This is a genomic window from Paenibacillus sp. J31P13 (assembly GCF_056269295.1).
In genome coordinates this window covers 477792-493231 of sequence record NZ_JBWDNR010000005.1, presented here as the reverse complement: position 1 = coordinate 493231, position 15440 = coordinate 477792, and the positions used below count along the sequence as shown (strand labels likewise).

The 15440-nt window shown below is 44.4% G+C and carries 14 protein-coding genes; 6 read left to right on the top strand and 8 right to left on the bottom strand.

Going from position 1 to position 15440, the window contains the following annotated elements; translation table 11 throughout:
- The first annotated feature begins 124 nt into the window (after window positions 1–124).
- Window positions 125–811, top strand: coding sequence for a response regulator transcription factor (locus tag AC0YOD_RS19495; RefSeq protein WP_475800990.1), 687 nt, complete (start codon window positions 125–127; stop codon window positions 809–811).
- Window positions 808–2349: a sensor histidine kinase gene (locus AC0YOD_RS19490; RefSeq protein WP_475800989.1), complete on the top strand. Its 1542-nt coding sequence runs from the start codon at window positions 808–810 to the stop codon at window positions 2347–2349. Before AC0YOD_RS19495 ends, AC0YOD_RS19490 begins: the two co-directional genes overlap by 4 nt.
- Window positions 2350–2383: 34 nt before the next feature.
- On the opposite strand, the gene AC0YOD_RS19485 is transcribed toward AC0YOD_RS19490, so the two are convergent.
- Window positions 2384–3625 (bottom strand): purple acid phosphatase family protein, encoded by a 1242-nt coding sequence (locus tag AC0YOD_RS19485; protein ID WP_475800988.1) that lies wholly within the window; start codon window positions 3623–3625, stop codon window positions 2384–2386.
- Window positions 3626–3776: 151 nt separating this feature from the next.
- Here AC0YOD_RS19485 and AC0YOD_RS19480 point away from each other — a divergent pair, with 151 nt between their 5' ends.
- From AC0YOD_RS19480 to AC0YOD_RS19470, 3 genes are read left to right on the top strand one after another with little or no spacing between them, the layout of a single operon-like run.
- Window positions 3777–4490, top strand: coding sequence for a polyphosphate polymerase domain-containing protein (locus AC0YOD_RS19480; protein WP_475800987.1), 714 nt, complete (start codon window positions 3777–3779; stop codon window positions 4488–4490).
- A 1-nt stretch (window position 4491) separates the two neighbouring features.
- Window positions 4492–5214: a DUF4956 domain-containing protein gene (locus AC0YOD_RS19475; RefSeq protein ID WP_475800986.1), complete on the top strand. Its 723-nt coding sequence runs from the start codon at window positions 4492–4494 to the stop codon at window positions 5212–5214.
- 18 nt (window positions 5215–5232) lie between these two features.
- Window positions 5233–7314 carry a CotH kinase family protein gene (locus tag AC0YOD_RS19470; protein WP_475800985.1) on the top strand — a complete coding sequence of 694 codons (2082 nt, stop codon included), beginning with the start codon at window positions 5233–5235 and terminating at the stop codon, window positions 7312–7314.
- Between the two features lie 89 nt (window positions 7315–7403).
- Here AC0YOD_RS19470 and AC0YOD_RS19465 read toward each other — a convergent pair whose 3' ends face one another.
- Entirely contained in the window at window positions 7404–8657 is a 1254-nt protein-coding gene (locus AC0YOD_RS19465) for an MFS transporter (protein ID WP_475800984.1), read from the bottom strand.
- A gap of 226 nt (window positions 8658–8883) precedes the next feature.
- Window positions 8884–9525 (bottom strand): phosphatase PAP2 family protein, encoded by a 642-nt coding sequence (locus AC0YOD_RS19460; protein ID WP_475800983.1) that lies wholly within the window; start codon window positions 9523–9525, stop codon window positions 8884–8886.
- Window positions 9526–9872: 347 nt separating this feature from the next.
- Here AC0YOD_RS19460 and AC0YOD_RS19455 point away from each other — a divergent pair, with 347 nt between their 5' ends.
- Complete coding sequence (locus AC0YOD_RS19455) at window positions 9873–10496, top strand: 3'-5' exonuclease (protein ID WP_475800982.1); 624 nt, start codon at window positions 9873–9875, stop codon at window positions 10494–10496.
- On the opposite strand, the gene melA is transcribed toward AC0YOD_RS19455, so the two are convergent.
- From melA to AC0YOD_RS19430, 5 genes are all read right to left on the bottom strand, one after another.
- On the bottom strand, window positions 10493–11989 hold the full coding sequence (gene melA / locus AC0YOD_RS19450) for an alpha-galactosidase (protein WP_475800981.1): 1497 nt from the start codon (window positions 11987–11989) through the stop codon (window positions 10493–10495). The two genes, AC0YOD_RS19455 and melA, sit on opposite strands and share 4 nt — an antisense overlap.
- A 109-nt stretch (window positions 11990–12098) precedes the next feature.
- On the bottom strand, window positions 12099–13031 hold the full coding sequence (locus tag AC0YOD_RS19445; RefSeq protein WP_475800980.1) for an AraC family transcriptional regulator: 933 nt from the start codon (window positions 13029–13031) through the stop codon (window positions 12099–12101).
- Window positions 13032–13063: 32 nt separating this feature from the next.
- A complete protein-coding gene (locus tag AC0YOD_RS19440; protein WP_475800979.1) occupies window positions 13064–13786 on the bottom strand; it encodes a nucleoside phosphorylase in 723 nt (240 codons plus the stop codon).
- A 3-nt stretch (window positions 13787–13789) separates the two neighbouring features.
- Window positions 13790–14464, bottom strand: a complete 675-nt coding sequence (locus AC0YOD_RS19435; RefSeq protein WP_475800978.1) for a sulfite oxidase-like oxidoreductase — start codon at window positions 14462–14464, stop codon at window positions 13790–13792.
- 52 nt (window positions 14465–14516) lie between these two features.
- Entirely contained in the window at window positions 14517–15440 is a 924-nt protein-coding gene (locus tag AC0YOD_RS19430) for an ABC transporter permease (protein WP_475800977.1), read from the bottom strand.

Below are 15440 nucleotides of genomic sequence, written 5' to 3'. Positions count from 1 at the left end.
TAAGGTATAAGTGTATAAAACTAATTCAAACTGAAAGTTTACTGAAGAATCCTCTTACCCCGGTGCATCTTTTCTAGAAAAAGCTGATAATAGAAATGAAATCATGCTATAGGAGGCACATAAAATGAAATCCTTCAACGGGATCAAAATACTACTAGTCGATGATGAGCCCAACATTGTACAATTTTTGGAGCTCGGTCTCCTAAATGAAGGCTTTGAAATACGCGTTGCCTATGATGGAGAGTCGGCGCTTCAAGAAGCTGCGGCTTTCTCGCCCCAGGTTGTCATTTTGGATGTGATGATGCCCGGTATGAACGGTTTTGAAGTATGCCAAGCGCTGCGTGCAACAGGTGACAACATCGCAGTCATTATGCTTACAGCCAAAGACGAGGTGAATGATCGGGTAAAAGGGCTGACGCTTGGGGCAGATGATTATCTCGTCAAACCGTTCAACTTCAGTGAGCTTCTTGCTCGGATCGGTGCGAGACTTCGCAATCAGTTCCCTCATCTGCTTGGAGAGGTTGTGTATGGACCGTTTCGCCTTGATGATCGGCGCAAGGAGCTTATTTATAAGGAACAAATACTTGAGCTGTCTCCGACTGAATACGAGCTGCTTCGATTCATTATTATGAATAACGGTGTCGTTTTGAGTAAATCGCTTATATTGGACAAGGTATGGGGCTATCAGTTTGGCGGGGAAGAAAATATTGTCGAGGTGTATATCCGCTCACTGCGCGACAAACTCAATGATAAGGATCATAGGCTGATTCGAACGCTTCGGGGTGCGGGCTATCGGATGGACTTGTCATGAGTAAGCTCCGAAAATCCCGGTTTTCACGCTTCTTTGTTCCTCGTTCTCTTCGTTATCAGCTTTTAAATCGTTCCTTGCTTATTCTTGCTGCCCTGTTTCTGCTCATCGGGGTGCTTCAATATGTATTGATGAAGGATTTTATTTACAAAAATAAAGCCGAATCACTTAGTGCTCAGATTATGTCTATGCCAAAAGATTGGTTTACAAATCCCAATGACAGCGATGCTCCTGCTAGTCACCCAGCACCGCCTCTTGAGGATGCTGCATCTGATAGTTCAAGACCAGACCGAGATCGCCGTGAATCGCCCATATTTTTTCAACCAGGCCTATCACTCGTCTTTATCGATTTGAACGGTGTCGTTACTAACATTACCGAAAATAGTGAGACAAGCGTTCCTTTGCTCTCAAAGGAGCAGTATGAAGCCATCAAAAACGATCTATTAAATCGAAAATCCGTGGATTACAAAATAATTAACAATACGGAAGGTGTCGAGCAGCTTGTTGTCTATCGACTTGCAGGTCCGCCCAATAATGCTAACGGCATTATTCAGGTCAGTACAGAAACACAATCGCTTCAGCAAGTGCTTATGACGCAGTTAGCGATCTTTACCGGTCTGTCGATTCTCGCACTGGCAGCGGGACTAGCGCTTTATTTACCATTACTGCGACGCACGCTTAAGCCTCTATCTCTGGTCGTGCAAGCCGCACAAGAAACTGATGCCGGCAATTTGACAGAACGACTGCCCGTTGATCAAGGCCAAGAGGAAATTGATCGCTTGTCAGAGGCTTTCAACGGAATGCTTCATAGATTGGATACTGCTTTCGAGGAAGAACGGAAAACAACGGAACGAATGCGTAGATTTGTAGCGGATGCTTCACATGAGCTTCGAACGCCTTTGACGTCGATTCACGGTTTTCTTGAGGTGCTCCTGCGCGGTGCCGCAACGAATTCCGATCAGCTCTATCGGGCGCTGAACAGTATGCAGCTGGAATCCAAACGTATTAATAAGCTGGTGGAGGATTTGCTTGCACTGGCTAAGCTGGATCAAGACCCTCAGCTTCAGTTAACCGAAACAAGCCTTGATGAGCTGCTGCTCGAAATGGAGCCTCAATTGCATATCCTTGCGGGTACGCGTCAGGTTAAGCTCGTCATTTCACAGAGTGTCAGAGGCTATTACCATTCCGATGGACTCAAGCAAGTCATATTGAATCTATTTCTTAATGCTGTGCAGCATACCGATTCCAAATCCGGTATCATCACACTTGCTCTTACTAGCACTAATCAAGAGGCAGAACTATCAATTACTGATAACGGTATCGGTATTAAAGAGGAGCATCTCCCTCATTTGTTTGAACGCTTTTACCGCAGTGAATCATCTAGAACACGTAAAAACGGAGGAGCCGGCTTAGGACTTGCCATTACGAAATCCATTATTGATGCACATTTGGGCAGGATCGAAGTAATCAGCCATGCCGGAGAAGGAACGGCCTTTTCAATATATCTGCCGTTAGATTCCGTTCAATCTCTGCATGAATGATAAATCAACACTGGATGAGAGTGAGCTTACTGCCCTAGTGCTGAAGCACAAACTCATCCAGTTTTTGACCCTCGACATCATACGCTTGATAGGTCAGCCTATCTCCTTCTACCCGAATACCCGCGAACATCTGCTTCTCATTTTGAAAATGCACCTTATGATAAAACTTATCCTCTTTCTTCTCATTAAATTTCTGTCCCGATGCATTCGTGACAACATATACGGTTCCCTCTCGATTAAGAACAGGACTCTCCCCATCGCCTACAATTTCACCATCCCGCAGCGGATACGATCTTGAATATTCATGATTATGTCCTTGCAACACCAAATCTACTTTGTATTCATCGAACAGCTCGGTCCAATCCTTCGTCTTCTTATTCATATTGCCGCCATAAGAACCCTGATGAAGAGATACGATTACCCATTGTTGATTCGTGCTCTCCAGATCCTGCTTCAGCCATTTCGTTTGCTCCTTTATGTTGGATTCCGTATTCAGCATGATGAAGTGAGCCGATCCATAATCATAGGAATATGTCGTCCCAGGTATGGAACCTTCTGCTCCATTAGAGGGAACGTTGAAATGGGATACAAAAGGCTCTGCATTATCATCCACTTCATCATGATTGCCTGTGACTGGCATAAGCGGTACCGTCGTCACCCACTTCTTTGCTTTTCCGAATAAATTCGCCCAAGCCTCCTCGTCCTCTGGATTTTCAGTGAAATCTCCATTATGAATAATGAATGCCGACTCAGGAAAAACAGTAAATGCTCGCGTTAGCGTATTACCCCAGAGCGCAAAATCTTGTTCCGTTACACCTTGTGAGTCCGTTACATTAATGAATGTAAAATCCTCTTCTCCTTCCGGTTCGGTCTGAAATACGGCGGATTCGCTCCAGCCCTTCTCATCACCGCTTCCCACGCGATACGTATAAATCGTTCCTGGCTCCAATCCTGCAGCCTCAGCCTTATGCACTCCTTGTTTTTTTCCATTATCAAGAGATAGTGTCGTTGTCGTTCCAGTAACCGTGATAACCGCATCACTATTCCAGTCACTAGTTGCCTTACCTTTAATCAATTGAAGGACTGCTTGGGCACCTGTATTCGTACTGTGCCATGTAAAAGCGCGGCTGCTATGAGGATCGCCATTGAACGTCGTCACAATCGAAGTCGGTTTAATTGACTCCTGTTCTTTGAACCATTCAAAGCTTACTAAACCAATAACAAGCAATAAGCAACATACAGCCAACAGGATCATATCTTTACGTCTCCTTAACATGAAGTCTCTCCTTTCTCGTAAAAACTTCCTTCTATCTTAACAATAAATCGACTAATCGCGCATTCAGCAATCTTTCAGCCAGCCTTAAGTTAAGAATAAGTAAAGGCAAGTACAATTACTGGAGTAAAGAGCATTGGAAAAGAGGTGTGAAATGAATACGAACCTAACCTATCGAAATGAACTTAAATTTTTTATTAATTATCATCAATATTTTATTATTCGCCAAAGGCTCAAAGATTTGATGCATCAGGACAAGCATGTCGGTCCAAATGGCGAATATCTGATCCGCAGCTTATATTTTGATGATATCAACAACAAAGCTTTGCATGAGAAGCTCGGGGGTATAAGAGATCGCTCTAAATATCGGATTCGCATCTATAACGGCGACGACAAGATCATCCATTTTGAGAAAAAAATCAAATTTAGAGATTATATCGCCAAAGTAAAGGAGCCGCTTACGAGAGAGATGTACGATCAGCTCATTGACGGCAATTTTGATGTTCTGAAACAAGCTGACAAGCCGCTTCTCAATGAAATTCATAATGAGATGAAACATAATCTCCTTAGACCTAAAGTTATTGTCGACTACGTTCGTGAGCCTTATGTCTGTGACAACGGCAACGTTCGGATAACCTTTGACAAAGATCTTCGAACCGGTCTTCATGCTATCGATATTTTCGATAAATCATTAAAGCCTGTTCGAGCGATTGATAATGATCTAATCATTCTTGAGGTTAAATATGACGAATATTTACCCGCTTATATCAAAATTGCCTTGCAGCTCGAAGGGCTCAATCGGCAATCCGCTTCGAAGTATGTCATTTGCCGAAAATTTTTGAAATTCAACACTTGGGAGGATTATTAAAATGGAAACGAACACGACGACAACGACTGCCGCTGCCGAAACAACAACTTCAAGCTTTGCAGATTTATTGAAAAACTCGGTGGTAGACAACTTTACCTCTGATATTAGTTTATCCAAAATACTTATTACGTTAGGTGTTGCTTTTTTACTTGGTTTCTTCATCTACTTGCTTTACAAACGAATCTTCAGCGGTGTTCTTTATTCTAAGAGCTTCAACGTCTCATTGATTGGTATGACCATGATTACGGCAACCGTTATTATCGCGATTAACTCTAATCTCGTTCTATCACTTGGTATGGTTGGCGCACTCTCTATCGTACGTTTCAGAACACCAATCAAAGATCCAACTGATCTCATCTTCCTGTTCTGGGCAGCGGTTGCTGGTATCGTAACAGGTGCCGGATTCTTCACACTTGCCGTAATCGGTTCTATCGTTATCGGTCTTATTCTATTCTTCTTCGTAAAAGGCGGCTCTGTCGAAACACCTTACCTGCTTGTCATCAACTGCGATTCTGATGCAGCAGAGCAGCTTGTCCACAAGCAAGTCGGCACGCTTGTCAAACGCTATAATGTGAAGCAAAAAACAGTAACAAAAGGCAATATCGAAATGACGCTGGAAGTGCGTCTGCGTGATGAGACAGGACGATTTGTTAATCAATTGACGGAATTGGCAGGTGTTCGCACTGCCGTACTCATCAGCTACAGCGGTGATTATGTATCCTAATTTTCAGGAGGTGTTCAAATGAAGGCGAAAGCTAATACTTGGTTGCTATGCTTTTGCTCCATTCTCCTGATTATTGGACTCACGGGATGTGCCTCAGGCGGTACATCCTCAGGCAGCAGCTCGGGAACAGGAACGGCAGTAACCGAGAAATCAGTGGATGAGCAAAAGCTCGATGAAACCTATTTTCCGAAGGATAAGATTGTCGACGTTAAAATCACGATTGATAAAGATGATTTTCAAGACATGATGGATAACGCCAGTGCAGAAGAATTTAAGACTGCATCAGTGGAATACAACGGACAGAAATTTGATAACGTAGCTGTACGGACAAAAGGAAATCTTAGTCTGAACAGCGTGGTTAATATGGCTGATTCTGATCGCTACAGCTTGAAAATTTCATTTGATGAGTATGTGAATCAAACGATGCAAGGGATAAGCAAGGTCAATCTAAATAATAATTACAGCGATGCCTCTTATATGAGGGAATTTCTCTCTTATGAGCTGGCTGAGCAAATGGGTCTCCCTACTCCAAAATACTCGTATGTGAATGTTTATATAAACGATGAGCTTTGGGGATTTTATTTGGCGATTGAACAGATTGGCGATGCTTATCTAGAACGTAATTTCGGCAATAGCTACGGTGCGCTTTACAAAGCAAACGGCGGCAACGGCAGTGAGCTTAATTGGCTTGAAACCATTGAGTCTTACACAGGTCTCGATCTGAAATCCGATAAATCAAATAATGATATTCTGCTTGATATGGTTGATGAGCTCAATAACGGCACCGACTATGAGAGTGTACTCGATGTTGAGGAAGCCTTGAAGTTCATTGCGTTGAATGCGGTAGCTGGCAACTTCGACAGTTACTTATCCGAGAAAAAGCATAATTATTATTTATATGAAGATGATGGAAAATTCAACATTCTACCATGGGATTATAATATGTCCTTCGGCGGCTTTGGCGGAGGGTCTGGCCTACTCATAGATGAGCCCACTACAGGCACGCTTGCGGATAGACCTCTTATCGATAAGCTTCTTAAGGTAGATGCTTATAAAGAGAAATATCACGAGATCATTAAAGAAATGATTGAAGGCTATTTATCCCAAGACCAATTCCAAGCGAGAACGTCAGAAATTAAAGAAATGATCTCTGCTTATGTGAAAGCGGACCCTTCCGCGTTCTATACCTATGACCAATTTGAACAAGGTGTTACGCAGGTCATTTCATATAATACGCAGCAAACTTCCTCCATTGCCCAGCAGCTTGATGGAACGATCCCTTCTTCAGGTGATGGTTCAGGTTCTGTAAGCGGCGGTATGGGCGGCGGCGGTGGTATGGGTGGCGGCATGGGCGGTGGCGGACGTGGAATGGGCGGCAACCAAGGAAAAACGCAGCCCGCACAACCTGGCACTGAGGGGCAGCAAGAAGGTACTGGTGCAGAGCAAAAAACCAAGCCTAGTGACAGCCAAGGCGATGCGAGTCAAACGGATGGTACAAAATCTGCAGCAGCCTATTCTCGAACAAATGCTGCAACTAATAGCGCTATTCAAACAGCTGATTCTAATGGCGATGCGGCTTCATCGAATCGTCTAGTTTCAGAAGACAACACAGGTGCATCTAATTCAACAGGGCAAGATACTGGCGGTGCCGGGGTGATGACTCCGCCAGACGGTCAACCACCACAAGGTGAAGCCGGAGCACCACTACCAACCACGCAGGACGGAGCTGCTGCTACAGCTCCCACTGCACAAGACACGCAAGACGGAGCTGCTGCTACAGCTCCTAATGCACAAGGCACGCAAAACGGAGCTGCTGCTACAGCTCCTAATGCACAAGGCACGCAAGGTGGGTTTGAAGGCATGGCTCAGCCAGATGGAGAAATGCCGGATGGCATGCAAGGCGGCTTCCCTGGCGGTGGCGCGAGACCAGAAATGGGTGGCGGCATGGGCGGTGGCGGCGGTATGGGCGGCTTCCCTGGCGGACAAACTGCACAACAACCACAGGGCAGCGCCAAAGAAGCTGCTACAACTGGAATAACACTAATCATTCTGCTTCTATCCTGCGCATTCGTCGTATTTTACAAGCGCAAACGCCTATAGTAGGCAGCCTAAAAAAAAGATCGCTCCACTCGCTCAAATGCGAAATGGCAGCGATCTTTTTGTTAGGATAAATATGCTTATAATGACGATTACTGTTCACTATTTTGCTGCTCTTGAATAAGAAACACAGAGATGTACTGCAGCGCCGCCATGCCGAACAAAACTATCGGCAGCCATATCGATTTTAAGTCCTGAGCCAATATAATAAGCAGCGTGATCGAGAGCACTCTACCCACATTAAGGAAAAGCTCCCGCATAACGACTGATTCAACGCGAAGCTGACCCTTAAGCGGCAAAGTCCCCATTAATCGATAATAATAAGAGGTTAGCGTATTGACCGCAAGCGGATTGCAAATAGAGAAGACAATCATAAATACCGCTACCGACCAAAGCTCAACTTGGATTAATAGTAATGATGAAGCTAGCGCAACTCCAGTTGTAGAGAGTAATACATATTTGCGGACATGCTCCTTTTGCGCTTTTCGTGATATAACATAGCCTGTAGCAACGGTAAGTGAGGAGAAGAAAACGCCAAAGTAACCGACCCAATCTTCACGCCCAACCGTTTGAAACAGCATGATATTCGGTAAGAACAGCATAATCCCTTGAAACAATCCAAGTACAAGGAAGCTAAAAAGCGCTTTCAACCATCGTCTGTTTTTTTGCATAACGATGCCCATAAATTTGAGATAATAGGCTTTGTGATGCGAAGCAATCATCGGAATACGAAAGCTGACTAGCGCTGCAATAAGAAACATGATGAATGCAATTGTAAAAATGAAAATATAGCCTTCTAACCCCGTACTGCGTTGAATGATCGAACCTGCAAGTGCTGGTCCCGCAAGCCCCGCTGTATTAAAAACGATCATATTAACAGCCAAGAACCGAATTCGATTCGCTTCCGTCGATACATCATATTGTATGACTAAGTAACCCGTCCAATAGAATCCAGATGCAATTCCATTAAATATAGCAAACCATATGTAATATTGTGCAACCTGTTCTTGTGCAATGACAACCATTAAGTAGAAGATAGCGATCATGACGATGCCTAACCGGTAAGTAACCATTCGATCTCTTCGCTTGGCAATCCAGCCGCCAGCTGCAAACGCAAATGGGGTTAGTATAAAGACAACAATGTTATAAACCCCATTCACGACCAAATCCTGTGTCAAACGCCATAAGTATAAATTAAGAAATAAGCCTGACATGGATGCACCGAATTGGAAACAGCAATGAATCCATAGTGCGGTTACTGCATCTTTTCCTAATCGTTGTTCTTGAGGAAGAGCGACTCCCTTTAGCATGCTTAATCTCGTCCATACATTTGATCCCATCCGCATAAGCTGCATCTCCCGTTGCACGCCAATTGGTTAACGTTGTATTTTCTGTTTATTTTATCACATACGAACGTTAACACTCTGACTCAAGAAAGCGCTCTCTCCCTCAAAATTGTCTGTCTCCTTGCGTGTGATGCACATAAACAAACCTATTCGCTATTTAGGTCCTTTGTTCGCATGTATAGACCTGTATCCATTGGTTGAATTAGGCGAATCATCCAATCTGTTTCTACTTCCGGCTTCGTTTATGGAGTACATGCTGATATAAGCCGATCGTAGCTGCCAACCATGTTCCACTCGCCAAATATCCGCCCACAATATCACTTGGAAAATGGACACCTAAATAGATCCGGCTGATTCCGATCGCCAGTATCATTACGACTCCAATTGAAATAAGGATTATCCTCGCAGAGAAGCTTGAAATATGCTTCCATAACAGGAAGATGAGTATCCCATATAAGGTGAAGGCAGCCATGGAATGACCGCTTGGAAAGCTATATCCGTTTTCTTCAATAATTCTGTGCAAGGTAGGCCTTGTACGATGAAATAGCGTCTTTAGAACCTTATTCAATACCACTGAACCGAGAATGACACCTATGAAAAAGTATAATTCTCTCCTATATTGCAGCTTTGCTAATACTCCCAGCATGATAATAGCAAGCACAACTACAGCGAGTGCTGAACCTATGAATGTAAAAAACTTCATAAATACAGTAAGATTTGCAGACTCAGCGCCCTGAATCCACTCTATAATTACGCTGTCAAATCTGGCAATACGCTGATCTCCAATCCATATAGCAAGCCAAATAAATCCGATTGCCCCAATAAAGCTCAACAATAATGCACGTGTAAATACAAATTTCAATTTCAAACCATCTTACTCTCCTTCTGCTCAAATAATCATGCTGCTTGACCTCTTCAATAAATAGTCTCATTTCAGTTATTTTCTCCAGCTATAAAAATAATACAGCTTCACAGCAAAATTTCATAATGGAGGTATTCGCTCATTATACCGTATAGATTATGATGCTCATCATGATCCACTCAAGATAAGCATTAAAAATCATCCAAAATATGAACGCAAAGAAGAGTGAGGCTAGTGCCTCACTCTTCTCTGTTTACAGCTAAATTGTCATTTTCAAAAGGGTTACAGCCCCTTTTGTAGAATATAAGCATAAGAGCCCGCAACTAATTACTAGAAAAAGTGGTGAACCAACTATGAATTCAAATCCTTCAAATACCTATACTGTTATCGATTTCGAGACAAGCGGACTAGATCCGAAGAAAGACCGTGTCATTGAAATGGCCGCGATCCGCTGCGTCAATGGCGTAATCGCTAGTGAATTCAGCACGCTTGTCCAATATGACGGCAAACTGTCCCCGAAAATTACTGAAATAACAGGTATTACGGATGAAATGACCGCAACAGGCATGGATGAAGATACGGCATTCCGCATTTTGAATCGCATGCTTGGTGACAACATATTAATTGCGCATAATGCAGCCTTTGACCTTGGCTTCTTGCATCATTCCCTGCTTCGAATCGCAGGAAGATCCTTCAATAACAGCTTTATCGATACGCTAACGTTAAGCCGAGATAGACATGTATATCCGCATACGCTAGGGGATATGTGCAATCGATACGATATACCGTTGATAGGCGGTCATCGCGCTCTCAATGATGTCATTGCTTGCTGGAAGCTATTTCAGAAGCTTGATGAAGAACAATCGGTTGCCGACAAGCTGAATACCCTGGCTTATCTGAAGAAATTCGGTCCGCCAGCTTGGAGCCCGCCAGGGGCAAGGCTCGAAGCTATCGAATTGAAATATGCGCCGCGTTAGACGCGCTCTTTTCCTTTATCCGATTCACCAGCATTTTTATTCGCTGCATCACGGTCCTGTTGCATCTCTTCTACCGATTTCACCTTGAGGCGCGCTGCGCCTTGATAGTCTCGTGTTGGGAGCAGCGGACCATCAGTTAGACGCTTCTTCGCAGCGGCAATGGATTTCGTATATTGCGGGAGCCATTGCTCCTGCGCTACCAGCATTTCATCGACGAGCTGCCAAATTTCTTTTGGATTACATACCGCACCTACGAGCGGGTCCATCATGAATGCTTGTCGCAACAGCATATCATCCCCGTGAATGGCTGCCTCAACCGCGAGTCGTTGCACAGAAATACTAACATTGCATACGGCTGCAGCGCCAAGCGGCAGGTCACCTACAGTTGGCATGGATACACCGTTTCGATCGACATAGCCTGGCGCCTCAATGATTGCATCAGCTGGCAGATTGGCAATGACACCCTTATTCTCAACGTTAAAGTGACCACGATAGACTCTTCCCGTCTCCAACCCTTCAATAATGTATGAGCCATGCTCATGACTGCGAAGCTCGCTTTTGAATTCATTCGCAGGGTCCTTCATCCAGTTTGGAAAATCCGTCTCGAACCAGTTCCGTCCCTCTGTGCATACACGCAGGTAACCGCCTGTTTCACCATTAATCCACGAGCTCAGATCAATCCAATCCGTAATTTCCTCTGGTCTTTTACGATACCAAGGCACATACTCACTCAAATGGCCATTGGACTCTGTACTGTAGTAACCGAAGCGGCGCAGCATATCAATGCGAACCTTTTCCGTACGACTGAAATCAGCATGGTTCTCGAACGCCTCAAGCAGCTTGCCGGTCAAATCCTCGCCGTTATGTTTAATTTGGATATACCAGGTTTGATGGTTGATACCAGCGCAAATTATATCGACTTCCTCCTGCTTCAGCCCAAATGCCTCAGCAATTTGCCAATGGCCGCCTTGTACGCCGTGACACAGTCCAATCGTTCTAACGCCGCCGTATTTATTGCAAGCCCAAGTCATCATTGCCATTGGATTCGCATAGTTAAGCAGGAGAACATCCTCAGCAGCCACCTCACGGATATCACGGCAAATATTCATCATTTCTGAAATGCCGCGTTGTCCATACATAATGCCGCCAGCGCTAAGCGTATCTCCTACGCATTGATCAATTCCGTATTTGAGAGGAATATCTACATCCGTTGCAAAGGCTTCAAGTCCCCCAACACGAATTGTACAAATTACGTACTTCGCATTGGCAAGCGCCTCACGCCGATCGGTTGTAGATTGAATGTTGATGGATAATCCATTCTCCCTAATGTCCCTTTGGCAAAGCGCCGTTACCATCTCAAGATTATGGGCATTTATATCTGTAAAAGCAATCTCTATGTTCTGAAACTCTGGAACCGCAAGCAGGTCGCGCATAAGACCACGTGTGAATCCAATCGAACCAGCACCGATAAACGTAATTTTAAAAGTAGACATGCCAATCAGCCTCCAAAAATCGTTATATAGAATGATTAATCTCTTCTATATTGTAGCAACGATATTTCGAAAGCGTTATCAATATTGTGACTAACTCTTCACTCAAGTGTCAGAAATCGTCACTTCTCACTTCTGTATTTTGGCCACGGCTATCCAAATACTGAGTATTAACAGAATGACGATAAGCAATTGGCGTCTGATTCGTATATTTTTTGAACATAGCATGAAAATATTGCCGACTTCCTACTCCAACATAATCACAAATGTCCGCAATGGCTATGTCAGTCTCTCGCAGCAGCATCTTCGCCTTCTCCATACGCAGCTCAGTTAAATAACCAGTTAATGACTTTCCTTGCTGTGCACGGAATAAACGATGCAAATAACCAGGGTGCAAGCTAACAGCTGCCGCAATATCTTTCACCTGAATATCTCGGTCATAGTTATGATGCATATATGCAATTGATTGTTTCACATAAAGGTTTGCTGGATTCACACCTGCGGAGCGTGCTTCATGTCGAATCCGCCCAATGGTCACCATAAGCTGAGCAAACAAAAGCTCCATCTTGACGCTGACATGCTTTCCGCCGCTATCCAGCTCTAAAACTAAACTTTTCAAAACCGGATATAATTCACTTTGATCACGTAAAAACAAATAGGAGAACGGTTCTGTGATCAAGTTCGCCACATAATCGTCCTCCAAAGCTAGCTGCCTTACAGAAGGAAACGCCGTTTGACGTTCCCTGAAGTCAAATTCTACATTAAGCATTCGGCAAGGCCCTCGCTCATCTACTATTAATCGATGAGGAACATTGGCATCAAGAAGAATAAACTCGCCTTTTCCCAGCGTCATTGCACATGCCGCAGCCGTTTCGGTAGCCTCTACCTCGATTCCGCATTCGCCAGAAATGACATACATGATTTCAATGGCATCATGAGTATGAAAGCTCATGGTGTAGTCCGACCACTGCTTAAAATAATAAGCAAAAACATGCGGATACAAATCGCCAATCATCCATTCCTGTTTAAACAGCGTCTCGCTCACGAATGTTTCCTCCTGTTCAGCAGTCTGATTCTTTATTGAGCAGCAAGCTTAACCACTGCGCGAAGTGCGGTATCAATTTCCCGTTCAATCGCTTTCGCCACTACATCCGTATGCGGATCATACTCGCCTGCAAGATCAGAATCAGCATATCCATCTAGAGCCAAAATAGCTCCAGCACGCGCGCCGCGAAGGGTTGCTACGATGTACAATGCTGCAATCTCCATCTCAACAGCCAAAGCTCCAGCTGCCTTGTACTGGCGATGCGGAATATCAACAACGCCAGAGAAGAATACATCGAGCGTTACCGTAATTCCTTTCTTTACAATACCTTCGCTCTCAAGCGCTGATTCATATAGCGCTTCTGTAACCGAACTGTCTGCAACAGCCGGAAAGCCAGCAGGCACTAGTTGATGCGTTAAGCCTTCTGCACGGACAGCAGCCGTGCTTACAATTAGGCTTCCCGCTGGATGATCTGCGGAGTAAGAGCCAGCTGTACCCACTCGAATTAATGTTGTCACACCGCCGCGAATAAGCTCTTCAAAGCATACTGCCGCACCCGGTGAGCCTACGCCATGGCTGACAACTGCAAGCTTAACACCCTCAAACTCACCAACAAAAGTACGATATTCACGGGCAAAAGCAAGCTCACGAACATTGGTTAGTCTTTTTGAAATGACTTCTGCACGTCCTGGATCACCGCATACAATCGCGTATGCCGGCAAATCTTCCGGATTTACTTGTAAAATAGACAACATCGCTTAATCAAACTCCTTCGTCTGCCATTCGTCCTCAGGCATCGTATTATCTTTACTTGTGAAGCGCTGCTCCTTGAACGGATCAGCATAGTTATGGAAGCCGTTGCGTTCCCAGAAGCCTTCACGGTCTTCCTTCATAAACTCAATGCCTCTTATCCATTTCGCACTCTTCCAAAAATATAAATGGGGTACAATAAGCCGCAGCGGCCATCCATGCTTATCTGTCAACGGCTCACCGTCAAAGCGATGCGCAAGCATGACATCATCATGGAGCAAGTCCTCTAACGGTATATTGGTATCATAATCCTCATCCGCATGAATCATGACGTAACGAGCATCTGGCTTCACGCCCAGCCCCTTCAAGAACTCGGAGAATCGAACACCTTCCCATTCCGTATCAAGCTTTGACCAACGCGTTACGCAATGAATATCACATGTAATCTTCGTCTGCGGCATAGCAAGCAGATCAGCGAAGCTGAACGTCCGTTCCTCCTCCACTTCTCCGAAAACGCGAAGCGACCAATCTTTTAAATCATAGCGAGGAATCTCTCCCTCATGTAAAATCGGAAACCGATCCGTCACCGTTTGACCTGGCGGTACGCGATGCGCTAACTCGGGTGCTATTTCTATTTTTCTAACCGCAGTAACTTTTTTAAGACGTTCGGCTTTTTTATGCATGATTAATTGCAACTCCTATTCACATTTTTTATCCAAAAACATGATATCCCGTCTATCTTGAGCTTTCATTCGACTTGCGCGCTTCCTGCATATAACCTTTGTCTTTGAAGAAAAGCATAGCCGCAATTGTGAAAATATAAGGCAGCATCATCGTAAAGTGAGTTGGCAGTGCGAAGCCCTGCAGCCTTATGCTCAGTGCGTCCATAAAACCAAATAGCAAGCTTGAAGCAGCTACGCCAAGCGGATTGGACTGTCCAAGCATCGTCGCAACAAGAGCAATAAATCCTCTGCCGGAAGTCATGCCTTCAGTAAACATAGTCACATTGCCAAGTGACAGCTGCGCACCTGCTAATCCGCATAATACGCCGCACATGAGCACCGCACCATACTGAATGCGTGTTACTTTAATGCCTAAGCTTCTTGCAGCAGTCGGGTTCTCGCCGGCAGCAAGCAATCGGAAGCCAGTAACCGTCTTAAACAAGAACAATTGCAATAACACAACGAGCACTAGCGATAAGTAGACAAGCGGCGAATGTCCGGATAATACATCTCCGAGCCATGGGATATCCTTTAATAAAGGAATATCCCATTTAGGAAGTCCTACCATATCCTTGTTGTAGTATGCGCCTTTCACATTAAACACTGCTCGCAACGAGAAGGTTGTAAGCCCTAAGGCTAGAAAGTTAAGGGCAATACCGACAACAATGACATTCGCCTTCAAATGAATACTCATATATCCGAATATGACGGAAAATAATAGAGAGCAAAGAATGGCAAATAATACAGCCATGAAAACATTTCCCGTGAAATGATTGCCTACAATTGCTGAGAATGCGCCGATGAGGATAAGCCCTTCTAGTCCTACATTAAACAAGCCAACGCGTGCACATATGGCTCCGCCAAGCGCAGCCAGCAATATAGGTGTAATCATACGAAGTGTCGAGGCAAACAGCGAGACATCAAATATTTGATCCAT

What these genes read in the sequence shown, in the direction of transcription:
- AC0YOD_RS19495 (WP_475800990.1), top strand. Translation starts at nt 125, where the DNA reads ATGAAATCCTTCAACGGGATCAAAATACTACTAGTCGATGATGAGCCC.
- AC0YOD_RS19490 (WP_475800989.1), top strand. Translation starts at nt 808, where the DNA reads ATGAGTAAGCTCCGAAAATCCCGGTTTTCACGCTTCTTTGTTCCTCGT.
- AC0YOD_RS19485 (WP_475800988.1), bottom strand. Translation starts at nt 3,625, where the DNA reads ATGTTAAGGAGACGTAAAGATATGATCCTGTTGGCTGTATGTTGCTTA.
- AC0YOD_RS19480 (WP_475800987.1), top strand. Translation starts at nt 3,777, where the DNA reads ATGAATACGAACCTAACCTATCGAAATGAACTTAAATTTTTTATTAAT.
- AC0YOD_RS19475 (WP_475800986.1), top strand. Translation starts at nt 4,492, where the DNA reads ATGGAAACGAACACGACGACAACGACTGCCGCTGCCGAAACAACAACT.
- AC0YOD_RS19470 (WP_475800985.1), top strand. Translation starts at nt 5,233, where the DNA reads ATGAAGGCGAAAGCTAATACTTGGTTGCTATGCTTTTGCTCCATTCTC.
- AC0YOD_RS19465 (WP_475800984.1), bottom strand. Translation starts at nt 8,657, where the DNA reads ATGCGGATGGGATCAAATGTATGGACGAGATTAAGCATGCTAAAGGGA.
- AC0YOD_RS19455 (WP_475800982.1), top strand. Translation starts at nt 9,873, where the DNA reads ATGAATTCAAATCCTTCAAATACCTATACTGTTATCGATTTCGAGACA.
- melA (WP_475800981.1), bottom strand. Translation starts at nt 11,989, where the DNA reads ATGTCTACTTTTAAAATTACGTTTATCGGTGCTGGTTCGATTGGATTC.
- AC0YOD_RS19440 (WP_475800979.1), bottom strand. Translation starts at nt 13,786, where the DNA reads ATGTTGTCTATTTTACAAGTAAATCCGGAAGATTTGCCGGCATACGCG.
- AC0YOD_RS19435 (WP_475800978.1), bottom strand. Translation starts at nt 14,464, where the DNA reads ATGCATAAAAAAGCCGAACGTCTTAAAAAAGTTACTGCGGTTAGAAAA.
- AC0YOD_RS19430 (WP_475800977.1), bottom strand. Translation starts at nt 15,440, where the DNA reads ATGGATCAAATATTTGATGTCTCGCTGTTTGCCTCGACACTTCGTATG.